The following is a 22680-nucleotide window of genomic DNA, read 5'->3' as shown; positions in this document are numbered from 1 at the left end:
GCCGAAATCTGGCCGAAGGCGACGGGCAATGGAAATGTCTGGAGCGTCAGCGATCTAACCGCGTGCGTCCCACCGCGCTCAATGGTCGCCATGCTCGGACATCAGGCCGGGGCGCACGCCGAGGCCCATGGAGGCGTCGAGGACAGCGCCGTGCAGGACGCGGGCGGGCGGGCTTGCGAGGAAATGCACGATGGCGGCGATCTCCTTTGGTGCGATCAGCCGCCCTTTCGGCAGGCGGGCAAGGAAGGCCGCGCGTTCTCCCGGCGTGAGTTTCGACAGCGTGCTGGCCTGGAACATCGGCGTATCCGTGGCGCCCGGGCAGACGGCGAACACATCCACGTCCCGATGCACGGTCTCGGCGGCAAGCTGGCGCGTCAGGAAGGCGACCGCCGCCTTGCTCATCCCGTCCGACAGGCGAAAGCCGGGAAAGGCCGTGATGCCGCCGCCGACCGAGCTGATGTTGATCAGCTTGCGGTCGGGCCCGCCGGGGGCGCTCAGGAATTCCCGGCACATTTTCAGCGTGCCGTCCGCATTGATCGCCAGCATGAGGCTGTCCTGCTCGTCGGCGTCGCCGGACCAGTTGGCGACCGTGGCCGAGCCGACCGCGGCGTTGTTCACCAGGATGTCGATGCGACCATGCGCATCGAGCACCGAGGCGATGCAGCGCCGGATCGAAGCGACATCGCGCAGGTCGAGCGCATGGGCGGTCAGGCCGCCCGGCCCTTCGAATGCCGCCAGGACGGTGGCGGGATCCTCGACGCCGGCGACGCAGGTCATCGCGACGGTCGCGCCATAGGCCTGCAAGCGCTCGACGCAGGCGCGGCCGATTCCCCCGGTGCCGCCGGTGACGAGGGCGATGCGGCCCTTGAGATCGAAAGGGGCGAGAAGATCGATGGCTGTCATTTCTGGTGCTCCGGAGTTGCTTCAGGGATCAGTCCACGCGGCGCGAAACGCATCACGAAGACCAGGATAAGCCCCATCACCACGTAGCGAAGCTGGGCCGGGCTTTGTTCGAACGCTGCGCGAAGGGGGTTGCCGGGGGCAAGCAGGGCCGTTGCGGCGCTGGCGAGCCACAGGCCCGCCGTTTCCGCCTGAACCCATACGAACCAGATCAGGAACGCGCCATAGACCGCACCCCGATGGTTGCCGGCGCCGCCGATGATCACCATCACCCAGATCAGGAACGTATAGCGGAGCGGCTGATAGGCCCCGGCGGTGAACTGGCCGTCCAGCGTGACCAGCATGGCGCCGCCGATGCCGACGATCGCCGAACCGAGCACGAAGGCCTGAAGATGACGGCGGGCGACATCCTTGCCCATTGCGCGGGCGGCCTCTTCATTGTCGCGGATGGCGCGCATCATTCGGCCCCACGGCGCGCGGCCAAGGCGTTCCAGGAGCCAGAAAATGATTCCGAGGACGGCGAGGAACCACGCCGTGTAAGCCAGTTTCACCAGGATCGACGCCAGGTCGCGCAGCGGCAATCCCAGCCACAGGGCGAGGGTCTGGACCCAGTCGGCGCTCTGAAGATCGCTTTCATAGGGCACCGGACGCGGCAGGCCGGTCACGTTCTTCACGCCGCGCGCCAGCCACTCCTCGTTGCGCACGACCGCCAGAACGATCTCGGAAATGCCGAAGGTCGCCACGGCAAGATAATCGGAGCGCAGCCCGGCGGTCAGCCGGCCGACCGGCCATGCGAGCAGCCCGGCGAATACCCCGCCGATCAGCCAGGACAGCGCCACCGGCAGGCCGAGGCCGCCGAGATAGCCGGCGCTTGCCGCATCCACCGCCTCGATCGCCGCCGTCGCGGGCAGGAACCATTGCTGCGCCAGCAGGAAGCCGGAAAACAGGACCGCCGCCACCGCGCCGCCGCGCAGCAGCGGCCGGGAACCGAGCCATCGCCAGAACGCCAGGGCGACGCCGGCCGTCAGAACCAGGATCGCGGCGCTTGCGAGCAGGCCCGCGCCCCCCGCCGCCCATGCGGCGCGCACCGGCGGCGCCGAAACCAGCACCACCGCCAGCCCGCCGATGGCGGCCGAGCCCATCGTGCCGACATTGAACATGCCGGCGACGCCCCATTGCACGTTGACGCCCAGCGCCATCACCGCGGAGATCAGGCAGAGGTTGACGATGGTCAGCGCCAGTTGCCAGCTTTGCAGCAGGGCGACCGACAGGAGCACCGCCGCCATGGCGGCGTAGAGAAGCGTCGTGCGGCGGTTCATTTCACGGGCTTTCCAAACAGTCCCGCAGGCCGGACGAGCAGGACGACGACGAGGATCAGGAAGGAGATGGCGAACTTGTAGTCCGTCGAGAGAAACTGCATCATTCCCTCGGGCGCCCATGCCGCCGGCAGCAGATAGCCGAGCGCCTTCTTCCAGGCGAAGGTGAGCGCCAGTTCCGAAAAGGCGACGATCATCGAGCCGGCGATGGCGCCGAGGGGGCTGCCGAGTCCGCCCACGACGGCGGCGGCGAACATCGGCAGCAGAAGCTGCTGATAGACGAAGGGGCGATAGCCCTTGTCCAGGCCGAACAGAACGCCGCCGGTGACCGAGAGCACGGCGACGAGAACCCAGGTCAGCCGTACGATGCGGTCGGGATCGACCCCCGACAGCAGGGCGAGGTTGCGATTGTCGGCATAGGCGCGCATCGACCGTCCCGACCGCGTCCTGTTGAGGAACAGGAACAACGCGAACCCGACCGACAGCGCCAGCCCGATGGTCATCGCCTGCGACGTTTTCAGGACCAGAGGCTCGGCGAGCCCCGACCAGGCGCGAAATCCCCCGGCCGTGACGATAAAGCGTTCGCCATCCTCGAATTCGCGCCCGTCCGGACCGACGATCAGACGGATCGCGCCGTTCATGATCAGCATGACGCCGGCCGAGACGATCATGAACACTTCAGGCCGGGCATTGATGCGGCGAAAGTGTTGGTAGAGGGCCCGATCGGTGCCGATGAAGACCAGCGCCATGACCGGAACGGCCAGACACATGCCGATCAGCGCCGTCGGCAAGGGACCGAGCGCGATGCCTTTGCCCTGCAGCCACAGGGTGAGGAGGATGCAGACCGCCGTGCCGAGCGACATGCCCTCGGCATGCGCGAAATTCGAAAATCGCAGCACGCCGAAAATCAGGGTCACGCCGAGCGCGCCGAACGCAAGCTGGCTGCCATAGGCGAGACCGGGAAGCACAAGCATGCTCGTCAGGTGGATCAGGCCGCTCAGAAGGTCGGTCATTTGCGTCCACCCAGAAAGCTGCGGCGGATGTCGGGATCGTTCAGCAGATCCCGCCCGGCCCCGGTAAAGCGGTTCGCGCCCTGCACCAGCACGAAACCCGTATCGGCGATTTCCAGGGCACCGGCCGCGTTCTGCTCCACCATCACAACGGCAAGGCCCTGGGCGGCGATGCGGGTGATCCTGTCGAAAAGCTCGTCCATCACGTTCGGGCTCACCCCGGCCGTGGGTTCGTCGAGCAGGAGGACGGAAGGACGCGTCATGAGGGCCCGCCCGACGGCAAGCTGCTGGCGCTGGCCGCCGGAAAGCTGGCCGGCGAGCTGCTGTCTTTTCTCGGCGAGGATCGGGAAGAGGGCAAATATCTCCTCCAGCGTCTCCCCGATCGGATCCCTGCGCAGCAGCGCTCCCATCTGAAGGTTTTCGAACACGCTGAGGGAGGGAAAGACATTGTCCGTCTGCGGCACGAAAGCCATGCCGGCGCTGATGCGCGCCTGGGTCGGCAGGGCCGTGATGTCGCGCCCGTCCAGCAAGACCCGGCCCGATGTCAGCCAGAGCAGCCCCAGTATCGCCTTCATTGCGGTGGACTTTCCCGCCCCGTTCGGACCGACGATGACCGCGATCCGCCCACGGTCCACCGCGATGGTGCAACTGTTGAGGATCATCGCGCCGCCATAGCCGCCCACGAGCGCCTCCGCCTTCAGATAGCTCATGCCGCACCTGTGCCTTTCGCGGCGCGCCCGCGTCCAAGATAGGCTTCGATCACCCGCTCGTTTGACAGGATGTCCGCGACCGAGCCGCGGGCCAGCGCCCGGCCCTCGGCCATGCAGGTCACGTCGTCGCAAAGTTCGGCGATGAACTGCATGTCGTGCTCGACAAGACAGAAGGTGTAGCCGCGCTCGCGATTGAGGCGGCGGATCGCCGTCGCGATGTTGTAGAGCAGCGTCCGGTTCACGCCGGCGCCGACCTCGTCGAGAAAGACGATCTTCGGCTCCGCCATCATCGTGCGGCCGAGTTCCAGAAGCTTTTTCTGCCCGCCGGAAAGGCTGCCCGCCGGCAGGTCGGCGACATGGGTTATCTCCAGAAATTCGAGGATCTCGTCGGCTTTCTCCCGCAAGGCGCGCTCCTGCGCGCGCACCCTGGCCGGACGCAGCCAGGCCCCGAGAAAGGTTTCTCCGGCTTGGCCCGCCGGCACCATCATCAGGTTTTCCCGCACGCTAAGCGTCGAAAACTCGCGCGCGATCTGGAACGTACGCAGCACCCCCCTGCCGAACAGGATATGGGGCGGCTTGCCCGTGATGTCGTCGCCGTCCAGCAGGACCCGCCCGGAATCGGGGCGATGATATCCGGCGATCAGATTGAAGAGGGTGGATTTTCCCGCCCCGTTCGGACCGATCAGCCCGGCGATTCTGCCTTTGGCGATGGTCATCGACATCCGATCGACAGCCTTCAGGCCGCCGAAGGCAATGCAGAGGTCCTCGACCGCCAGCAAGTCCGGCGGCGTCTCGTTTTTCCCCATGACTGGTTTCCCCCCAAAAGGGTGCGGGTCCGCACGGGCGCGGCCCGCCCCCCGGCCTTATTCGGCCGTCAGCATGCGCACGGTTTCGAACTTGCCGCCCTTGTTTTCGAATTCGCGGTAGCTGCCGGCGCTTTCGCCGGTGCCGATCATCTGCACGTCGGAGGCGCCGACATAATCGACGTTGCCGCCGTCCTTGAGAATCTTGAGCGCCTTGGCCAGTTCGCCGGGATAGATCTTCTCGCCGGGACCATTGGCGACGTCCATGACGTGCTGTGCCGCCTTGGCCGGGTCGCCGGCCTTCTGGATGGCCAGCAGGATCAGCGCCGCCGCGTCATAGGATTCGCGCACGAAGGAGCTGTCGGCTTTCTTTCCGGCGGCTTTGGCCAAGGCCGCGAACTTCGTGGCGCCGTCGCCCACCGTCCATGGCACGGTGCCGAAGATCTTCAGGCCGGGGCCGAAATCGGCGGTCAGCTTTTCGGAATGCATTCCGTCACCGACGGCGAAGCTGTCGAATGCGCCGCTGTCGAGCGACGCCTTGATGATGCCGTGGCCGCCCTGGTCGGCATAGCCCAGAACCACCAGCGTTTCGCCGCCGGCCACCGACAACGCCGAGACCTCCGCGGAGTAGTCCGCCTTGCCGTCCTCATGCGGGATAACCAGCGTCGCCTTGCCGCCCGCCGCCTTGTAGGCGGCGACGAAAGAATCGGCGAAGCCCTTGCCGTAGTCGTTGTTGGTATAGGTCACGGCCGCGGTCTTGATGCCGCGATCGATCAGCACCTTGGACAGCAGTTCGCCCTGGCGCGCATCCGAAGGCGCGGTCCGGAAGAACAGGCCCCTGTCGGTGTCGGCCGCAAGCGCCGGAGATGTCGCGGACGGCGAAATCATCAGAAGATTGTTCGGGACCGCCACATTGTTCAGCACGGCGGTGGTGACGCCCGAGCAGTCGGCCCCGACAAGCGCCACGATCTTGTCGACCGTCACCAGCCGTTCCGCGGCGGCCGTTGCCGCCGACGCATCGGTGCAGGTGCTGTCGCCGCGCACCGCCGTGACGGTGTCGCCGCCGCGCAGGAGATGGCTGTCGGACACCTCCTTCATCGCCAGTTCGGCACCGTCCGCCATCGGCGGCGTGAGTGACTCGATCGGCCCGGTGAAGCCGAAAAGAATGCCGATCTTGATGTTTTCGGCCATGGCCGGTGCAGCCGCCGCGACGGCGGATCCCAGCAAAAGCGCCCTGAGAATTGATGTCATGTCGAGTTCCCGCTGTTGAGTTTCTTATGCTCGTCCTTCGGCACATGCCGCCGGCGCTCAGGCTTTCCCCTGCGAGCGCCCCATAAGAAAATATAATCATGCGCTATCTGTCAATATAAAATATAATCCTGTCACTTTATCGCTGGCTATATATGATGATAACGTGCGATTCTCAGCCGTCCGCGCCGATCATCGGCGGCCGGCCAGGGAAGGCAGTGGGAAGATGTCCAAGACAGATCAGGCTTATGAGGCGTTGAAGCGCGACATTCTGGCGGGAGTGCTCCTGCCGGGGGATCCTCTGACCGTTTCGGCGCTTGAAGCGCGGTATGGCTTCGGCTGGACGCCCTTGCGGGACTCGCTTTCACGGCTTGAGGGCGAGAATCTCGTAACCTCGGCGCGCAATCGCGGATATCGGGTTTCCGGTGCCAGCTATGCCGAGCTTCAGGACATTCAGAACGCACGCCTGGTCATAGAGGCGCAGCTCCTGCGGGAATCCATCAGGGTCGGTGACGACGAATGGCAAAAGGGCGTCCTGCTGGCGCACCGGGCCCTGTCTCGCGCGCCTGCCCTCGAACAGGGCATGCCCGAGGCGGCTTACGAGGCATTCGAGATCGCTCACCAGGATTTCCATCTTCGCCTTGTCGGCGGAAGCCATAGCGGCTGGCTGCGCCGATTCCTGGAACAACTGCATGGACAGGTCCGGCGCTATCAACGTCTGATCGTGCTGCGCCAGGGTGTTCTGTCGGACACCCGCACGGATGCGGCATTGATGGCCATACTTCATTCGACCTCGGCGATCGATCATCACACCCTGTTGATGGACGCCGCGCTCGACCGGGACGAAGACCACGCCGTCAAACTGCTGCACGAGCATATCGGCATCACTTTCTTGCCCGATGTGCCGAATGCGCCATGAGCCCTCTGCGTTTCGGCCACCCATGCGAAAGGCCGGGAACCTTGCGGCCCCGGCCTTCGGCAGTCGCTCGCCCGGGCGTCAATGCGCCATGGCGACCTGCCCGTGCAGGCGCAGCCCGTTGAGGGCGGCGTTCATGGCGATGGCGGTGATCGCACCCATGATCACGGGCGAGTGGAAGATCACCTGGGACCATTCCGGCATGAACTGGAAGAAGTCCGGCTTGACGATGGTGATCATCGCCATGGCGACGCTTAAGCCCACCACCATGAAATTGTTGAAGGTCGTGTCGAAGTCGATCTTCTGCAGGGTCTTCATGCCGACGACGACCAGCGTGCCGAACATGACGAAACCGGCGCCGCCGACCACGGGCTTGGGCAGCGAGGCGATAGCGGTCGCCAGCACCGGCGACAGGCCGAGAACGACGAGGAAACCGCCGGCCAGCGCCACCGTCCAGCGGCTGCGCACGCCTGTGATGTTCACCAGCGCCACGTTTTCCGAGAAGGCCGTATAGGGGAACGAGTTGAGCATGCCGCCCAGCATGGTCGAAAGCCCGTCCGCCCGCAGCAGATCGGCGATGGTGCGTTCCGTCGCGGGCCGGCCGACCATCTCGCCGACGACGATGGTGTCGCCGACCGATTCCACCCAGGTGATGGCGACGACGAGGCACATGGTCAGCACCGGGACCGGATGGAAGGTGGGCAGGCCGAAATGGAAGGGCGTCACGATGGCGAGCGGTGCCGCATCCTTGACCGCGCTGAAATCCAGCATGCCCATCAGTCCGGCAAAGACGACGCCGACGAGGAGCCCGAGGAAGACCGCGATGTTCTTCACGAAGCCGCGTCCCAACACGTTCAGCAAAACGATGACGCCGAGCACGAGGAAGGCAAGGCCGATATAGGCGGGCTTGCCCGCATCCGGCACGAAGCCGCCGGCGGCATACTGGATCGCGACCGGCAGCAGGCTGAGGCCCATCACCGTCAGCACGGCGCCGACGACGACCGGGGGAAAGGCCCTGACGATATAGCGGCCGAGCGGGGCCATGACGATGGCGAAGAGCCCCGCCGCGATCACCGCGCCGTAGACCGCCTGCAGGCCGGCGGTCGGTCCGCCCGCCAGGATCGCGGGGTTGCTGCCGATGGCGATGACCGGCGAGATGGCGGCGAAGGTGATGCCCTGCATCAGCGGCATGCGCACGCCGAAGCGCCAGAAGCCGACCGTCTGGATCAGCGTGGCGAGGCCGCAGGTGATGAGGTCGGCCTGGATGAGATAGGCGATCTGCGCCTGTGTCAGGCCGAGGGCGCTGCCGATGATGAAGGGAACGGCGATGGCGCCGGTATACATGACGAGAACGTGCTGAAGGGCGAGCACCGCCATGCGGGCCGGCGGCAGAATCTCATCGACGGGGTGGACATGATGTCGTGCAGTCTCGTTGACGCCGGCTACAGCCGCGCCTGGGTCCGCTTGTCGGGACATGGGCTGAACTCCTGAAAGGAAAATGGAAAGGGCTCCGGCTTCCGGTTCTCACCAGAAGCCCTCATGCGCTTTCGCAATTTCCCCTTCGAGCGCGGGAACGGGGCCGACGACCTCCACCTTGCGCTGCCCGGCATCGAAAATATGCTCGCAGGGCATGTCCATGGTCAGATTTTCGGGGTTGTCGCCGGTCAGTTCCGCGAGCCGCTTTTCCGTCATGCCGTAGACGAGGCGGCCGATGCCGGCCCAATAGGTGCCGCCGGCGCACATGCAGCACGGCTCCACCGACGTGACGAGCGTGCATTCGGCCAGGAATTCCGGCGAATAGGCCTTGGCGGCGTCGCGTGCGACATTCATCTCGGCATGGCCGACGCCCTTGTCGTCCTTGAAGGTGTTGCCGGAGGAGAGCAGCACCGCCCCGTCCGGCCCCGCCAGCAGCGCGCCGAAGGGATGGTTGCCCGCCGCCCGGCTTTCCTGCGCGATCTTCATCGTCTCGCGCAGATTGCGCAGATCGATCTCCGTTGCCTGTCCCCTGTTCTGCCTGTCGAGCATTCGTCACTCCTCCTGAACGCTTGAAACTCCCGCATTCAGAGTGCGCGAGAAGGGGGCTTGCGCCAATTAGAATGAATTGCGCATAGTGTGCGAAAAAACTGCACAGGGGAGGCGGTTGTGTCGGCATTCTCACGGGAGTTCTTCACCTTCGTCGAGGTGGCGCGCGCACGCTCCATCCGCCGTGCGGCGGAAAAGCTCAACCTCTCGGCTTCCGCCCTCAGCCGCCAGATACAGATCCTCGAACAGACCTTTGGCGCACGGCTGTTCGTGCGCATGCCGCAGGGCGTGCAACTGACGGAGCAGGGGCAGGTGCTGCTGGCGCAGGCCGAGCGTTGGCTGGACGACGAGAGCGCGCTGCGGGCCGCCCTCCAGCAGGCCGGCGGCGGCGGGGCCGGCACGCTCAGGCTGGGCGTCATGGAATGCCTGGTGCCCTATATTCTGCCGGGGCTGGAGGCGGAGGAGGAACCGGCCGCGCTGAAGATTTCGGTGGGCGATACCGGCACGCTCGTCGGCCAGCTCTGCCGCAACGAGATCGACGCGCTTCTGGCCTTCAACGTGCCGCGCCTGCCGGAGCTTCGGGTCTATGACGAGCGAAGCTACGATCTCGGCGTGGTCTATGCGCCGGCGCTGGCGCCTTCGGGCGAACCGCCATTCCGCATCGAGAACTGCCTCGGCCGTCCGCTCTGCCTGCCCGACACGAGCCTGTCGGTCTGGCCGCGCCTCGATGCCGAGGTCTACCGCATCCATGCCGAGCCACATATCGCGCTGCGCAGCAACTCCATCGCGCTCATCAGGGAATATGTCGCGGCGGGCAAGGGCATCAGCTTCCTCACATGGCTGGATGCGGCGGCGGGCGTTTCCGAGGGGCGCTTCCGCTTCGCCAAGCTGGAAAACCGGCGCCTGTCGGAAAAGCTCTATCTCTGCGCGGCGGCCAATGCCCCGCTGCGGCCGTTCCAGGTGGCGCGGACCCGTGCGCTCTTCCGCTGTGTTCCTTTGTCGCCGCAAGCGGAGTTGAAGGGCGGTTAGTTTTATTCGGGACGCAGTTGCGCGAAGCCAAATGGCGATGGCGCACCGGTTCGTACCCGGGCGGCGGCGGATGGCGCGGCCGTTCTCAGGGTCGCATCTGCAAGTTCCGGTCCAGGAGATCGGTTCCCGAAAAAGACTTAACCGATATTAGGCTTTGTGAACAAATCCTGCCCGCATTTCTCGAGACGACTTATCGAAATGCCCACGGGAAGCGGTGAAGATGGGTCACGCCAGCGCTCGGTTGTCGCGCTGCGGCGGTTCCGGCGCAGATCCGGGTCACGGGCAGTCGGGACCGAACAATCAACCGCGACCAGCAAATTCGATCATCGTCCGGGGGGCGACATGAGAAAACGCATCCGCACGCACCAGGCTCGATTGGGCATGTACGTGGAAGAGGTGGAAAGCCGTGGAGACGACAAGACTTACAAGGAGGGCTTTCTCATCGCTTCGCCCGAAGAACTGGCCGATATCCACAACAGCAAGATCATAAGCCTTGTCATCAATACGAAAAACGGAGCCGATCTGGCCGTCGACGAGACCGCGGCAAGCCATGAAACAGCGCTGCTGAGCCGTTTTTCCTCCAATGAGATTCATGCGGCCAAGGCGATCATAAAGGAAACGAAACCCGTCATCCGCCACCTTTTCAGCGAAGCCCGGCTGTCGGGCCTGCCGGACCTCGACAGCGCCCACCTGGTGGCCGACCACATCGTCGAAACGGCGCAGGACAGCGTCGTGGCGATAATCGGCGTTTCCCGGCTCAAATCGAGGGACGAATCGACCTATCTTCACTCCCTCGCCGTCAGCGCGCTCATGGTTTCCTTCGGACGCGCCCTCGGGCTTACGGAAGCATCCGTTCGAACGCTCGCCGTCGGCGGGCTGCTTCATGACATCGGCAAAATGGCCGTGCCCGTCGAGATCCTGTCCAGCCGGAAAAAGCTCAGCGGCGAGGAACTGGCGATCGTCAGGAGCCATCCTGCGCGCGGTCATGAAATGCTGCGGCAGTTCGACGACGTTCCGCCTCTCGTGCTGGAGATCTGCCTGCATCATCACGAACGCCATGACGGCAGGGGATATCCATTCGGTCTCAAAGGCAACGGCATTCCGTTTGCCGCCAGGCTGGCGGCGATCTGCGATGTATACGAAGCCATGACGACGATCCGCCCCTACAAGCCGGCCTGGTCATCGACGGAGGCAATCGGTGTGATGCTTCAATCGCACGGCCAGTTCGACCCATCGCTCCTACGCAGGTTTTTGTCCATGATCCTGTCTGGTGAGACCGTCTAGGGACCTTCGAAGACGGCTCGCCCCACAAGACGACGGCACCTGCCTTTCCTGTTCGGTTTTGCCGAGGGGGTACACATATCCCGGACTTCACAATTGATAATTTGTTCTCGGAAGAAACGGCCGGCAAAGAGTATTATTAACATAAATCAATGAAGATTAACGACTTGTGAACTATAATTCAGATTTGCCACAAGCCAGCTTTAAGCGCGACATGAGATAAGTGAATTTGTCAAAATTATTTGGCGGACTAGGTAAATGCTTAGAAACAATTCATTAGACGAAGAATATATTGCTGCATTGAAGCAGGAACTGATAGCGCTGAACGCCAGCGTTGCGCCGCAGTCGCGCAGGGCGGTCTCCGAAGTCGTCCGCGTGTCCGCACGCGCGCATGCCGCCCGTTTCTACACGGTCATGCTGGAGCAGCCGAACGCCCGGTTCTATCTCGACCAGGAAACGGTCAGCCGGCGGCTGCATGCCTCGCTCGCAAGCTGGCTGGTCGGCATCTTTTCGGCCGAGCCTCTCGATATCGAGCGCACTTTCGCCTCGCTTCTCGACATCGGCGCGATTCATGCCCGAATCCAGATCCCCGTGCTGTTGATCATGAAGGGGTTTCGGGAAATCAAGGCCGCCATCGTCGAGCGTCTCGGCCAGATCAGGCTCGAACAGGTCGACGGCGCCGATGCCATCCGCTTTGTCTCTAACCTGATCGACCTGGCCCTGGCGGTGATGATGGTTGCCTATATGCAGGCATCCGAGCGCTCCGTGCGGTCGGACGAGGTTTTCCGGCTCTTCGCGCTCGGCAAGGATCTGGCGGCCGAGCGGGAGCGCCAGCGCGCCGCACTCGCCGAATGGGCGCAACAGATCTTCTACGAGATGCAGACCTCGTTCGGCGCGCCAAACGTCGTTCCGCTCGGCCAGTCGGATTTCGGCCTGTGGTTCCTTCACCGCGCCAACCTTTTCTTCTCCCATTCCGGCGAATACGAGGCGATCGCGACAGCCATCGACAAGGTGGACTCCCTGATCGAGCGACTGAGCGCGGACCCGCCGCCGGCCGAGCGGGTCTCGACGATCCTGTCGATCAAGGTCATGGTCGACAGGATCGGCAGTCTGCTGACCATGCTCTTCGACCAGAGCGCGGAGACCGACAGGACACGCGATCCGCTCACCCGTCTGCTCAACAAGCGCTTCCTGACGACGGTGCTGCTGCGCGAGATCGAGATCCAGAAGGCGCAGCGCCGGCCGTTCTCGCTCGTCCTGTTCGAGATCAACAAACTCGACCAGATCACCCGCGAACTCGGCCATGCGGGCGCCGATTCGGTCATCCAGCAGACGGCAAGCATGCTCTTCAACGTCGCCCGCACCGGCGATTCCGTCTTCCGGATGGGGCAGGGGACTTTCCTCATCATCCGGGTCGAAGCGGATGCGCGCAAGGCCTCGACCTTCGCATCCTCCGTCGCCGAACGCTATGCCGCCACGCATTTCACGGTGGAGGGCGCTCCCTTCTTCGACAACAGCCTGACATTCGCGGTGGTGGAATATGACGGCCATCCCGATCCCAGGCACACGATCATACGCGCCGAGCGGGCGTTGCGCGAGCGCAATCCCGGCGGCAGCGCATCCGTCGCATGAGGCCGGCGCCGACGCCGCCAGTCCCCGCCGGAGCGGCTCTCCACATCCATCGTTTTCCAAGCAGAGGAAGCCTATGAGCAACTTATCCAACCCACACCGCGCGTCGGACAGCCGGGGACTTGAGAAACGCATGGCCTTCATGCAGCTCTCGTCCGAGACCTGCGCCGCCGTCCGCTCGTTGAAGACGGTGGTGGAAAGAGAGCTTCCGGTCGCCCTCGACAAACTCTACGCACAGGTGCGCCTCACCGCCGAGGTTTCGCGCATGTTCGCCACCGACGACCATATCGGCCGCGCGAGGGGCGCACAGACGAGCCACTGGAAGAACATCGCCAACGGCGAATTCAACGACGAATACGCCGCCAACGTGCGGCGCATCGGCGCGACCCATGCACGGCTCGGACTGGAGCCGCGCTGGTATATCGGCGGCTATTCGATCATACTCGACCACCTGATCGCGGCGGCAGTCCGTGAATTCTTTCCCAGGGGCAGGCTGCTCTCGCGGCCGGCCATCGACGCCGACAGCCTCGCACGGGCGCTCGGCGGCCTCGCCAAGGCCGTCTTTCTCGACATGGATCTCGCCATCTCCGTCTATATCGACGAGGCCGAGCGTGCAAAACAGGAGGCGCAGGCGGCCGCCATCGCGGCAGAGCGCATGATGGTGACCAAGGTGTTCGGCGCCGCGATGGCGCAGGTCGCGGCCGGCAATCTCGGCTATCGCATCGACGCCGACTTGCCGGAGGCCTACCACGCGCTGCGCAACGACTTCAATGCCGCCTTCGAGCAACTCGCGGGAACCATCGAGCAGATCAGCACGGGCACGGCGGAGATGAACGCCAGCATCCGGGAGCTGAGCATGTCGGCCGACGACCTCGCCCAACGCACGCAGCAACAGGCCTCCACGCTGGAGGAAGCGGTCGCCGCCGTGGGACAGATTTCCGCCACCGTGTCCGATACCGGCCGGCGCGCCTGCGAGGCGGGCGACCTCGTCGAGCGCACGCGGGCGGATGCGCAACGATCCGGCGCGGTGATGACGAAGACGGCCGAGGCCATGGGCGGGATCGAGGCGGCGTCGCGGCAGATGGGCGACATCATCGCCACGATGGACGAGATCGCCTTCCAGACCAACCTGCTGGCGCTGAACGCCGGCGTGGAGGCGGCGCGGGCCGGCGACGCCGGCAAGGGCTTTGCCGTCGTCGCGCAGGAGGTTCGCGAGCTTGCGCAACGCTCCGCGCGGTCCGCCAAGGAGATCAAGGCGCTGATCGGCGCTTCGGCCGATCAGGTGAACAGGGGCGTCGCACTGGTCGGCGAGACCGCGACCGTGCTTTCCGACATGTCCGGGCGCGTCAAGGAAATCGAGCACCATGTCGATGCGATCGTGACCGCCATGCGCGAGCAGTCCATCGCATTGCAGGAGATCAACGGATCCTTTCGTGTCCTCGACCGGACCACGCAGCGCAATGCCGCCATGGTGGAGGAGGCGAATGCCGCGACCCAGACGCTCACGCTCGACGTCGGCCGCATCGCCACGATGCTTCAGGCCTTCGTGACGGAAAAGGCCGGCGCCGCCCGCCGGGATCCGCTGGCATCGTCCGGCGGGGTAACCCGGCTGCGATGCGCATAAAGGGGCCATCCATGGGTTGCGCGCTGCAGAAACAGGAAAGGGTCCATGGTTCGCCGGAACCCGAATTCTTCAGGAGGATCGTCGAGAGCATCTCCGACGGGATCGTCGTCATCGACGAGCATTCGACGATTCTCTATTGCAATCCCGCGGTCGAGCGGCTGTTCGGCTGGCCCGACGGGCAGCTTGCCGGCCGGCCGATCGAGGTCCTGCTGCCGGAGGAGTATCGCGCCCGCCATCAGTTTCGCGTGCGCGCCTTCGCGCAAGGAGAGGCCCAGTCGCGCCGCATGGGGAACCGACAGGCGCACATCCTCGGCCGGCGGCACGACGGCAGCGAGGTTTCCCTGGGCATCACCATTTTGCGCAGCGGATCGATGATGATGGCGGTAATCCGCGACCTCTCGGATTGGGTCCGGGAGAACCGGGAGCTCGAGCGGCTGGCGAATACCGACCCGCTTTCCGGCCTGCAGAACAGGCGGGGATTCACGGAGGCGGCGGAACGGGCGATCCGCGAGGGGCCTGGCGAAGGGTGCCGTTTCTTCCTCATGATGCTGGACATCGACTTCTTCAAGCAGGTCAACGACCGGCATGGGCACGATGCCGGCGATACCGCGATCCGCAACCTGGCCGCCGTCATGCGCGAGGCCCTTCGTGCGAACGACCTGGTCGCGCGCTGGGGCGGGGAGGAATTCGTCGCGCTCCTGCCGATGAACGGTCGAAAGGAAGCGCTTCTGGTGGCGGAACGGTTGCGCGGGCGCATCGCCGCCGCGAGCTTTCCCGTCGCGCCGGGCACGGTCATCAACATGACGGCGAGCATCGGCCTGGTGGGCGCCCGGGGCGGCGGCGAAAGCCTCGATTCTTTCGTCCGGCGCGCCGATCTGGCGCTTTATGAAGCGAAGGCGAAGGGACGAAACCGCGTCGTCTTTCGCTCCGGTTGAACGGGGCCGGCGATCCTTGTCGAAGCCGTGTTCCGGTCCGCGGCCATAGCCTGTTTCGCCGCCGAGCGGGAAAACAGTCGCCGACCGCATCGGGAGCCTTCTCCGCTCTCCCTCCGTTTGCAAAAGATCGCGGCGCGTTACAGCGCCGCGAGTTGCGTCAGATGGCCGCCCAGATCGACGCCGGGGCCGGTCGCGTTGATCGTGTCGAAATAGTCATGCCATCGGGACGCGGCGATGCCCGACACAAGGGCGGCCATCGCCGTCGCATCGGGCGCACGCCAGATCGCGAAGAATTTTTGCGACGGAGCATGGAGGATCGCGGCATCCGTCTCGCCCAGGGCGATCGCTTCGACGCCAAGGGCCGACAGTGTGGCCATGCCGGAGCCGACCGTCTCGAAAAACCGGCGGCGGCCGTCCTGGTCGAGCGCCAGCCATGCGGGTTTCGGAGAATAGAGTTCGGCCAGATAGTGCGCCATACGCGCGGTCCTTTCCTATGTCAGCCCTTGCGGTCGATGGAACGCAGGGCGCGCTTGCAGATTCGGGCGGTTGCGGGCGTGGCGCATGCGGCAGACCATTTTGCGCACAGCGACCGCACCCAGTCGGGGCGGTCCTTGCCGGCGTCGTTCAGCCAGTTGCCAACGGAGTCCTGCACATAGGCAGCGGGGTCGGCCCGGAGCGGTTCGAGGATCGGCAGCGCCATGTGCGGCTGTTGCCGCAAGGGGCCAAGATGAGCGCACCACACGCCACGCGGCCGGGTTGCCTCGCTGGCAAAGCGCCGCAGTCGCGGGGACGGTTCGGCCGTCCAGGCAGCCAGCAGCGCGATCGCGTTGTCGAGATCGGCGGCGATATGCGGGCGCACCGCCATCCACGACCATTCCCGCACGCCGAAATGGGGATCGTCGGCAAAGGGCCGGATCGCGGAAAGCCGGGCGGCAAGGGACATGTCCTCGGCCGTGCCGATCATGAAACAGGCCCAGCCGCGCACGATATCGGATGCATGGCCGCGCAGTTCGCCCAGGGTGACGAGACCGCGCCGCCCATGGATCAGGCGGGCCGCCAGCGCCATGCGCCGCGAAATGCCCTCTCTCGCCGCGCGCTCCATCGTCGCTATGGCGTCGTCCCCGATCGTTGGCAGAACGGCGCGCATCAGGGCGGCGAAATCCGTGGCCAGGCACTCGGCCAGCGTGGCGGCCTCGACGGCGCCGGCATTGAGCAGACCGAGCCGGGCCGGCTCGATATCCGCGACACGTTTTCCCGAGCGGCCGGCGCTCACCGCGCATCACCGGCAGCCATGGTCGCGCTGACCTTCGCCGGCATGTCGACGTTGCGCCAGACGCGCCGCAGCAGGACGCCAAGGGTCTCGCATTCGTGCCGGTCGAGCCCCGCAAACAGCGACGCAATCCATCGGCTATGTTCGTTGAACAGATCGAGCGCCATGGCCTGTCCTTTGGCCGTCAGGCGCACCGACACCTTGCGCCGATCTCCCTTGACGTCATGGCGTGCAAGGAAGCCATCCCGCTCCAACCCGTCAACCAAGCCGGTAATCGTGGCGCGCGAGACGCCGGCCCGTTCCGCCAGCTCATGCGGCGCGAGCCCTTCCGGGCGGTCGCGCAGCAGGAACACCAGAACGAATTTCCCTTCCGAGAGGTGATGCGGCGCAAGACGCGAGGCGCAGGCCCGGTCGATGCCCGAGGCCAGCGCCAGGACCTCGAAGCAGAGCCGCATGTTGCCAATGCCCGTCTGTCCACGGCGTTGCGCCTCGTCGAGCAGGGCAAGGTGCTTTTGTTCAAGAAATGTCATGCGGCGGCATATAATATGGCACCTAATTATATGTCAATGCCCTGCGGTGGAGGCGTTTAAAAAGCTTCCCCTCGCTGTAGAGACCGCTGGGCGCCCACCGCATGCATGGGGACAGACACCAAATCGCAGAGCGAGCAGCTCTTGAGTTCAAGAAGGGAATGGACGTCAACCTCGCCGCGACCTCCAGGCCAAGGGCGTCCATCGCGTTGCGTATTCCTTTCCAACGATGAGGCCTCACAGCGCTCGCCTGTTGTGTCCAACCGGCCGTCCAAACCTGGTCTGGTGGCGTGGTCACTGCTTTTGTCGCGTCATGCACTGAGCTTAGCGGATTCTGCGAGCGTGCCTTTGGGAGAGGCAGTTATGGTTATCGGGTCACATCATTTCCGCACCGACACTGAACAAGATCAGCTATCGATGACTTCGCTTGCGAACAGAATTGCGATTATCGGCGGCGGCCAGGCCGTATCGAGCGTCGACGCCGTCAAGAGATCGAGTGGCTCTGGAGGTGCGGCATGGATGCTCGGCGCAGAGCCGGCGCCAAATCATCAGCGCCCCTTGTTATCGAATGCCTTCCTGAAGGACGAAATCGGCGCCGACTTTATTGCGGGCAACACGTCGATTGCCTGGCATGGAGGCGACTGATGTCGACAAAGCGGGCCAAGATTTGAAACCGACGACAAACGACAGGAAAGCGCCGATGACGAACACATTCAGGCTCCATGTTACCGGGCGTGACGCAAAAAGCCGGGAAAGTGATGGTCGCATCGGCGGTTCGCTCCTGGAATTACTCCGGGATGCAGGCGTCGAAGAGATTTCGGCGATGTGCGGTGGAAACTGTTCATGTGCGACCTGTCACGTCTATGTGGAGGCGGAAGGCTTGCTGCCCGAGCCCTGTATCGACGAGAGTGAAATGCTCGATACGCTGCTCCAACAGACGCCGCTCTCCCGCCTTGCCTGCCAAGTGACTATCGCCGCCGGCATCGATTGCCTCAGGGTCGAAGTGGCCCCGGAAGAGTAATCAAGGCGATCCAGAACAGGGACAAACGAATGGCGAAGCATCTCGATATCCAGTTACTCCCCACCACAGCCGACTTCGGCTTTTCCGGCGGCAGAGACAATTTTCGCGCCTTCTGCCGGCGAGTCTTCAGCACGAAAGAGCCGCGGTTTCTTCGTACGCCGGAAAACCAGCTCGTGGTCTTCCGCCATGCCGACCTGACGCTATTCGGGACCGCGCCCGAAGTCGGCAATGTACCCATCGGCAGGATGTATCCCAATCGCTTCAAGGAGAATGCCAGCCCGGAGCGACTGCCGGGCTGGGAAATCGGCGAGGTCATTGCAAGCCAGGTCTTTACCTTCAATCCGCCTCTGCACGGCCCGGCGCGCCGCCTATTGCTGAACTGGCTCGGTCCCAAGCAGGTCAGTCAGATGGAAGAACCGGCGCGCGAGGTCGCACGCGAGATTATCTTCCGGATAAGGAACGGCGAGACCGTCGACTTGGTCCATACTGTGGCGGATGCCGTGGTCGTCGGCTTCTGGAGCAAGCTCCTTCGCCTGACGGATGAGGAAACGATGGCGATCGGCCGATGCGCCCACGAAATGACCAGGCTTTTCCATGCCCATCGCAGTCGTGAGGATCTGGAGGTCCTCGACCAGGCTTTCGCCGAATATGCAAGGATTCTCGACCAGGCTTCGATACGGGGAATGGAAGAGGGCGATCCCGCCATGCTGGAAATCGCTGCGAGATTGAAGGAGCTCGACTTTCCCGACGATCCCCACGAAGTGGGTCTGGTGCCGAAATCGGTCGGAGCGGTTCTCGCCGGTAATCTCGTCGATGGATTTCACACGGCGGCGCTGGCGGCGGCCAATACCTTCCACGCCTTGCTCCAGAACCCGGAAGCGCTGGCGAGTGTGCTCGCGGCGCCGAAAACCCTGCCACGGGCAATCGCGGAAGCGCTTCGGCTCGAACCCCCTGTCCTCACCCTCAACCGCTACATCCTGCGAGATTTCCACTTCGACGGATTGGTCCTGCCCGCCGGGAACAAGGTCGTCATGATGTGGGCGGCAGGCAATCACGATCCATCCGTTTTCCCCGAGCCCGAGCGTTTCGACATGGGTCGCCCGCAGACCGGCCTCACGACCTTCGGGTCAGGGATCCATATTTGCCCTGGGCGCTATGTGGGTGTGATGCTGACGAGGGTGTTGCTGGAGGAGTTCGCCGCGCAGGGCGTCGAGCTTCGCAATGCCGAGGCGCCGGCCGAATGGATCCCCGACCACTTCATGAACCAGCTCAAGGTGTTTCCAGTCACGGTAAACCGCACTGAGCCGGGCGGCTGATCGATTTTCTCGTGTGAACGCTTGGAGCCCGCCAGTTTCATTCTGAGCCAGGCAGACTCAAAGTCTTTTTGTTCTTGTTTGTCTTTTCGGAAAACCGGATCCGACTTTTCCCTGACGACCTTTAGTAAAGTCGACGTCCGTCCGGGCGCGCGCCACTCTCCCGGAAGGCTTTCCGGTAGCTGGTCGGGCTTGACTTGTAGCGGGCGCGAAAGGCCCGGAAGTAGGTCCCCGGAGAAGAAAATCCGCAGGCCAGTCCGGTCTCGCCGACGCTCATCGGGCTATAGAGAAGAAGCTCCTTGGCCCGTTGCAGCCGGAAGGTCAGATAATAGCTCTTCGGGCTGGCCTTGAGGTATTTGCGGAAGAGGTATTGCAGCTCCCGGACGGAAATTCCGCAACGCCCCGCCAGAGCCTCGATCGACAGCGGCTCTTCTATGGTCTCCTGCATCAGCTGCTGCGCCCGCGCCAGGAAGGGGTTCGTCTGCCATGCCGTATGGTTGACGATCTGGCGCTGCGGGCAGTGGTCGGCTCTCGCGGCGGGATAGACGATTTCGTTGGCGACAAGCTCCGCCAGGGCGCTTCCGCAAAAGCGCTCGAGCATATGCAACGACAAGTCCAGGCTTGCCAGCTGCCCCGCACACGTCGAGCGGTCACGATCCACGACGAATAGCTGTTCGACGACATCCGTTTCCGGATGAAGCTCTCTGAAGGACGGGATTGTGCTCCAGTGGCTGGTGGCCCGGTAGCCCCTGAGGAGACCGGCTTCCGCAAGCAGGAGGGGCGCCGCGTCCAGCGCGCAGATATGCGCTCTGGACGCCGCCTGCCGGCGCAGCCATCGGAAGAGCGCGCTCTTCCTGTCGTCGCTGAATTCATAGGAGGAGTGCAGCAGTATCAGATCATAGATCTTGCTGTCATGGAGCGAGGCGGTGGGGCGCAGGGCGATGTCCATCGACGGGCGCCGGTCATTCCTGGCCGATAGGAAGTCTATCTGGAACAGTGGCGATTGGCTCAGCCTGTTCGCCGCCCGAAAGGGCTCGATGGACAGCAATGCGGCATGCAGCGCGGGCTCGAGAGATGCGAGTGCTATCGAAAAGGTGCGGCGGGGATCGCAGCAAGTTTTATCGCGTGCCGGCATCGGCATGATCCTTCATTCTGCCCTCGATTGCTGCGGTAAAGCCGCGAACGACGGGTTCCTCAATCCCTCCGCCCGCCATCGTGTCCAGCCCAGGTGCTATTTTGCCGTTCTCGCCGTGTCCCTCATGGCGGCGTCCGCCGCCTCGAGCGCGCGATCGATATCCGCGGGCTGGTGAGCGGCGCACAGGAACATGTTGTGCCGCGGATGCAGGTATATGCCGTGGCGCAGGGCCGCCGCGCAGAATATGTTGGCGACCGCGAGATCCTGGTCGTCGACGAAGCGGACCATCGGCATCTGCACCGGACCGGTCTGGCTCAATTCGAAGCCGTGGCGGGTGGCGATCTCCGCCAGCCCATCGCGAAGCCGCTGGCCCATGGCTTCTGTATGAGCAAGAGCGTCCGTCGTCCTGAGAATTTCAATGGTCTTCAGCGCGGCGGCCATGGCGGCGGATCCGTACCAGAAGGAGCCGGTCACGAATATCCTGGAGGCGCCTTCCAGCATGCTCCGGCTGCCCGCCACCGCGGCGAGCGGCCAGCCATTGGCGATGGATTTCGAATAGGCGCCGAGATCCGGCTTGACACCGTAGCGCGCCCAGCTGCCGCGCAGGTCCAGCCGGAAGCCGGCGCGGACATCGTCAAGGATCAGCGCCGCCTGCATCCGGTCGCAGATGGCGCGCGCATGCCTGAGGAATGCTTCGTCGGGCATTTCCTGATCGCGGTTCACATCGTGGCGATAGGCCGTCATCATGATCGCCGCCAGGTCGTCGCCGGCCTGCGCCACGGCTTCGTCGAGGCTGGCGACGTCGTTGTAATCGAACTGGATCAGGTGGGCGCGATCCTCCGCCGTCACGCCGATGAGCGAGGGCGAGCACCACGGAACCGCGCCGTGATAGGCGCCGCGGGCCACCAGGATCTTGCGCTTGCCGGTGGCGGCGCGCGCAACCGAGACGCAGGTGGTGGTCGCGTCGGTGCCGTTCTTTTGGAAGAGAGCCCAGTCGGCATAGTCGATCGTGTCGACCAGCGTCTCCGCCAGTTCCACCATCACTTCGGTCGGTCCGTTGCCGATATCGCCGATGGCGATCTGGTCGATGGCGGCCCGATCGACATCGGCCTGCTTGTAGCCCAGTATGTTCGGCCCCCAGGCGCACATGAAATCGATATACTCATTGCCATCGACGTCCCAGACGCGGCATCCGTCGGATTTCGCAAAGAATTGCGGATAGCCCGGGCCGATCGCGCGCGTGGCCATGTGTCCCCAAACGCCGTTCGGCACCACCTTGCCGGCCCGCGCCAGCAGTGCATTGTCGCGGCTGTTGATGAGCTTGTGTTCCATCTTCGTCTCTCCCTTTCACGCCTTCAGCGCGTCTTGCCGCCCGTAGGTCTTGTAACGTTGCTCGACTTCGACCAGCTCGTTCCTGTTGAGCAGGACAGGTTCAGCGAAGGATCTGCAAAGCATGTATTGGCGTGCGAGCGTCTCAAGCTTCAGCGCCCGGCCGTAAGCGTCCGCCAGAGTGGATCCCGCCGTGACCATGCCGTGGTTGGCGAGCAGGCAGGCGGTTCGATTTTCCATCGCCTCGACGGTGGCTTCCCCAAGCGCCGGCGATCCGAACGTGGCATAGCGTGAGCAGCGCACGTCATCGCCGCCGAAGCCGGCGATCATGTAGTGGAAGGCGGGCAGCCCGATGCGCGCGCAGGAGAGCGCGACACAGTGATCCGGATGGGCATGCACCACCGCCCGGATCTCCGGGCGCCTCCTGTAGAGGGCAGAATGCAGCGCCCACTCGCTGGACGGCTTGACTTTGCCTGACCAGTTGCCGTCGAGATCCATCGCGACGATCATGTCCGGCGCAAGCTCGCGCGGCGGAATGCCGCTCGGGGTGATGAGCATGCCTTGATCCGTGCGCACGCTCATATTGCCTGTCGTTCCGACGTTGATGCGCTGGATTTCGGCGTCGATCGAAGCGTCGATCAAGGATTGGCGGAGGTCTTGGG

At 64.3% G+C, this 22680-nt stretch carries 23 protein-coding genes; 9 read left to right on the top strand and 14 right to left on the bottom strand.

Annotated elements, in window-relative coordinates:
- Positions 1–78: 78 nt before the first annotated feature.
- The 6 genes from P7F60_RS26855 to P7F60_RS26830 are packed head-to-tail and all read right to left on the bottom strand — an operon-like array spanning position 79 to position 5990.
- Positions 79–903: an SDR family oxidoreductase gene (locus P7F60_RS26855; RefSeq protein WP_277920715.1), complete on the bottom strand. Its 825-nt coding sequence runs from the start codon at positions 901–903 to the stop codon at positions 79–81.
- Positions 900–2219 carry a branched-chain amino acid ABC transporter permease gene (locus P7F60_RS26850; RefSeq protein WP_277920714.1) on the bottom strand — a complete coding sequence of 440 codons (1320 nt, stop codon included), beginning with the start codon at positions 2217–2219 and terminating at the stop codon, positions 900–902. Before P7F60_RS26850 ends, P7F60_RS26855 begins: the two co-directional genes overlap by 4 nt.
- Positions 2216–3229, bottom strand: coding sequence for a branched-chain amino acid ABC transporter permease (locus tag P7F60_RS26845; RefSeq protein ID WP_277920713.1), 1014 nt, complete (start codon positions 3227–3229; stop codon positions 2216–2218). The genes P7F60_RS26850 and P7F60_RS26845 overlap by 4 nt, the downstream gene beginning before the upstream one ends.
- Positions 3226–3936: an ABC transporter ATP-binding protein gene (locus tag P7F60_RS26840; protein ID WP_277920712.1), complete on the bottom strand. Its 711-nt coding sequence runs from the start codon at positions 3934–3936 to the stop codon at positions 3226–3228. Before P7F60_RS26840 ends, P7F60_RS26845 begins: the two co-directional genes overlap by 4 nt.
- The gene (locus P7F60_RS26835) at positions 3933–4742 is read right to left on the bottom strand and encodes an ABC transporter ATP-binding protein (protein WP_277920711.1); all 810 of its coding nucleotides are present in this window, start codon (positions 4740–4742) and stop codon (positions 3933–3935) included. Before P7F60_RS26835 ends, P7F60_RS26840 begins: the two co-directional genes overlap by 4 nt.
- 57 nt (positions 4743–4799) lie before the next feature.
- Positions 4800–5990 carry an ABC transporter substrate-binding protein gene (locus tag P7F60_RS26830; protein ID WP_277920710.1) on the bottom strand — a complete coding sequence of 397 codons (1191 nt, stop codon included), beginning with the start codon at positions 5988–5990 and terminating at the stop codon, positions 4800–4802.
- Between the two features lie 223 nt (positions 5991–6213).
- Here P7F60_RS26830 and P7F60_RS26825 point away from each other — a divergent pair, with 223 nt between their 5' ends.
- Complete coding sequence (locus tag P7F60_RS26825) at positions 6214–6906, top strand: GntR family transcriptional regulator (RefSeq protein WP_277920709.1); 693 nt, start codon at positions 6214–6216, stop codon at positions 6904–6906.
- Between the two features lie 78 nt (positions 6907–6984).
- On the opposite strand, the gene P7F60_RS26820 is transcribed toward P7F60_RS26825, so the two are convergent.
- Both P7F60_RS26820 and P7F60_RS26815 read right to left on the bottom strand, forming a co-directional pair.
- Positions 6985–8379 (bottom strand): nucleobase:cation symporter-2 family protein, encoded by a 1395-nt coding sequence (locus tag P7F60_RS26820; protein WP_277920708.1) that lies wholly within the window; start codon positions 8377–8379, stop codon positions 6985–6987.
- 48 nt (positions 8380–8427) lie between these two features.
- The gene (locus P7F60_RS26815) at positions 8428–8928 is read right to left on the bottom strand and encodes a nucleoside deaminase (RefSeq protein WP_277920707.1); all 501 of its coding nucleotides are present in this window, start codon (positions 8926–8928) and stop codon (positions 8428–8430) included.
- Between the two features lie 117 nt (positions 8929–9045).
- Between P7F60_RS26815 and P7F60_RS26810 the strand changes: the two genes are divergently transcribed.
- The 5 genes from P7F60_RS26810 (at position 9046) to P7F60_RS26790 (ending at position 15423) form a co-directional block, all read left to right on the top strand.
- Positions 9046–9954, top strand: coding sequence for a LysR family transcriptional regulator (locus tag P7F60_RS26810; RefSeq protein ID WP_277920706.1), 909 nt, complete (start codon positions 9046–9048; stop codon positions 9952–9954).
- 342 nt (positions 9955–10296) lie between these two features.
- Complete coding sequence (locus P7F60_RS26805; protein WP_277920705.1) at positions 10297–11238, top strand: HD-GYP domain-containing protein; 942 nt, start codon at positions 10297–10299, stop codon at positions 11236–11238.
- A gap of 297 nt (positions 11239–11535) precedes the next feature.
- The gene (locus P7F60_RS26800; protein ID WP_277920704.1) at positions 11536–12867 is read left to right on the top strand and encodes a GGDEF domain-containing protein; all 1332 of its coding nucleotides are present in this window, start codon (positions 11536–11538) and stop codon (positions 12865–12867) included.
- Between the two features lie 130 nt (positions 12868–12997).
- The gene (locus tag P7F60_RS26795; RefSeq protein ID WP_277920703.1) at positions 12998–14488 is read left to right on the top strand and encodes a globin-coupled sensor protein; all 1491 of its coding nucleotides are present in this window, start codon (positions 12998–13000) and stop codon (positions 14486–14488) included.
- A gap of 11 nt (positions 14489–14499) precedes the next feature.
- Positions 14500–15423: a sensor domain-containing diguanylate cyclase gene (locus P7F60_RS26790; RefSeq protein WP_277920702.1), complete on the top strand. Its 924-nt coding sequence runs from the start codon at positions 14500–14502 to the stop codon at positions 15421–15423.
- 137 nt (positions 15424–15560) lie between these two features.
- Here the strand turns inward: P7F60_RS26790 and P7F60_RS26785 are convergent, their stop codons facing one another.
- From P7F60_RS26785 to P7F60_RS26775, 3 genes are read right to left on the bottom strand one after another with little or no spacing between them, the layout of a single operon-like run.
- Complete coding sequence (locus P7F60_RS26785; protein ID WP_277920701.1) at positions 15561–15899, bottom strand: DUF6616 family protein; 339 nt, start codon at positions 15897–15899, stop codon at positions 15561–15563.
- A 20-nt stretch (positions 15900–15919) separates the two neighbouring features.
- Complete coding sequence (locus P7F60_RS26780; protein ID WP_277920700.1) at positions 15920–16696, bottom strand: DNA alkylation repair protein; 777 nt, start codon at positions 16694–16696, stop codon at positions 15920–15922.
- Positions 16693–17223, bottom strand: coding sequence for a MarR family transcriptional regulator (locus tag P7F60_RS26775; protein WP_277920699.1), 531 nt, complete (start codon positions 17221–17223; stop codon positions 16693–16695). The genes P7F60_RS26780 and P7F60_RS26775 overlap by 4 nt, the downstream gene beginning before the upstream one ends.
- 360 nt (positions 17224–17583) lie before the next feature.
- Here P7F60_RS26775 and P7F60_RS26770 point away from each other — a divergent pair, with 360 nt between their 5' ends.
- The 3 genes from P7F60_RS26770 to P7F60_RS26760 are packed head-to-tail and all read left to right on the top strand — an operon-like array spanning position 17584 to position 19557.
- Positions 17584–17865, top strand: a complete 282-nt coding sequence (locus P7F60_RS26770) for a hypothetical protein (protein ID WP_277920698.1) — start codon at positions 17584–17586, stop codon at positions 17863–17865.
- Positions 17866–17920: 55 nt separating this feature from the next.
- Positions 17921–18241, top strand: coding sequence for a 2Fe-2S iron-sulfur cluster-binding protein (locus tag P7F60_RS26765; protein WP_277920697.1), 321 nt, complete (start codon positions 17921–17923; stop codon positions 18239–18241).
- A 29-nt stretch (positions 18242–18270) separates the two neighbouring features.
- Positions 18271–19557: a cytochrome P450 gene (locus tag P7F60_RS26760; RefSeq protein ID WP_277920696.1), complete on the top strand. Its 1287-nt coding sequence runs from the start codon at positions 18271–18273 to the stop codon at positions 19555–19557.
- A 121-nt stretch (positions 19558–19678) separates the two neighbouring features.
- On the opposite strand, the gene P7F60_RS26755 is transcribed toward P7F60_RS26760, so the two are convergent.
- From P7F60_RS26755 to P7F60_RS26745, 3 genes are all read right to left on the bottom strand, one after another.
- Entirely contained in the window at positions 19679–20689 is a 1011-nt protein-coding gene (locus P7F60_RS26755; RefSeq protein WP_277920695.1) for a helix-turn-helix domain-containing protein, read from the bottom strand.
- A gap of 96 nt (positions 20690–20785) precedes the next feature.
- A complete protein-coding gene (locus P7F60_RS26750; RefSeq protein WP_277920694.1) occupies positions 20786–22021 on the bottom strand; it encodes an aminotransferase class III-fold pyridoxal phosphate-dependent enzyme in 1236 nt (411 codons plus the stop codon).
- A gap of 15 nt (positions 22022–22036) precedes the next feature.
- A complete protein-coding gene (locus tag P7F60_RS26745; RefSeq protein ID WP_277920693.1) occupies positions 22037–22660 on the bottom strand; it encodes a class II aldolase/adducin family protein in 624 nt (207 codons plus the stop codon).
- Positions 22661–22680 lie beyond the last annotated feature (20 nt).

Origin of the sequence: Rhizobium sp. YJ-22, assembly GCF_029601685.1 — a bacterium.
Lineage (GTDB): Bacteria > Pseudomonadota > Alphaproteobacteria > Rhizobiales > Rhizobiaceae > Metarhizobium.
This window is presented reverse-complemented; position numbering and strand designations above follow the sequence as displayed.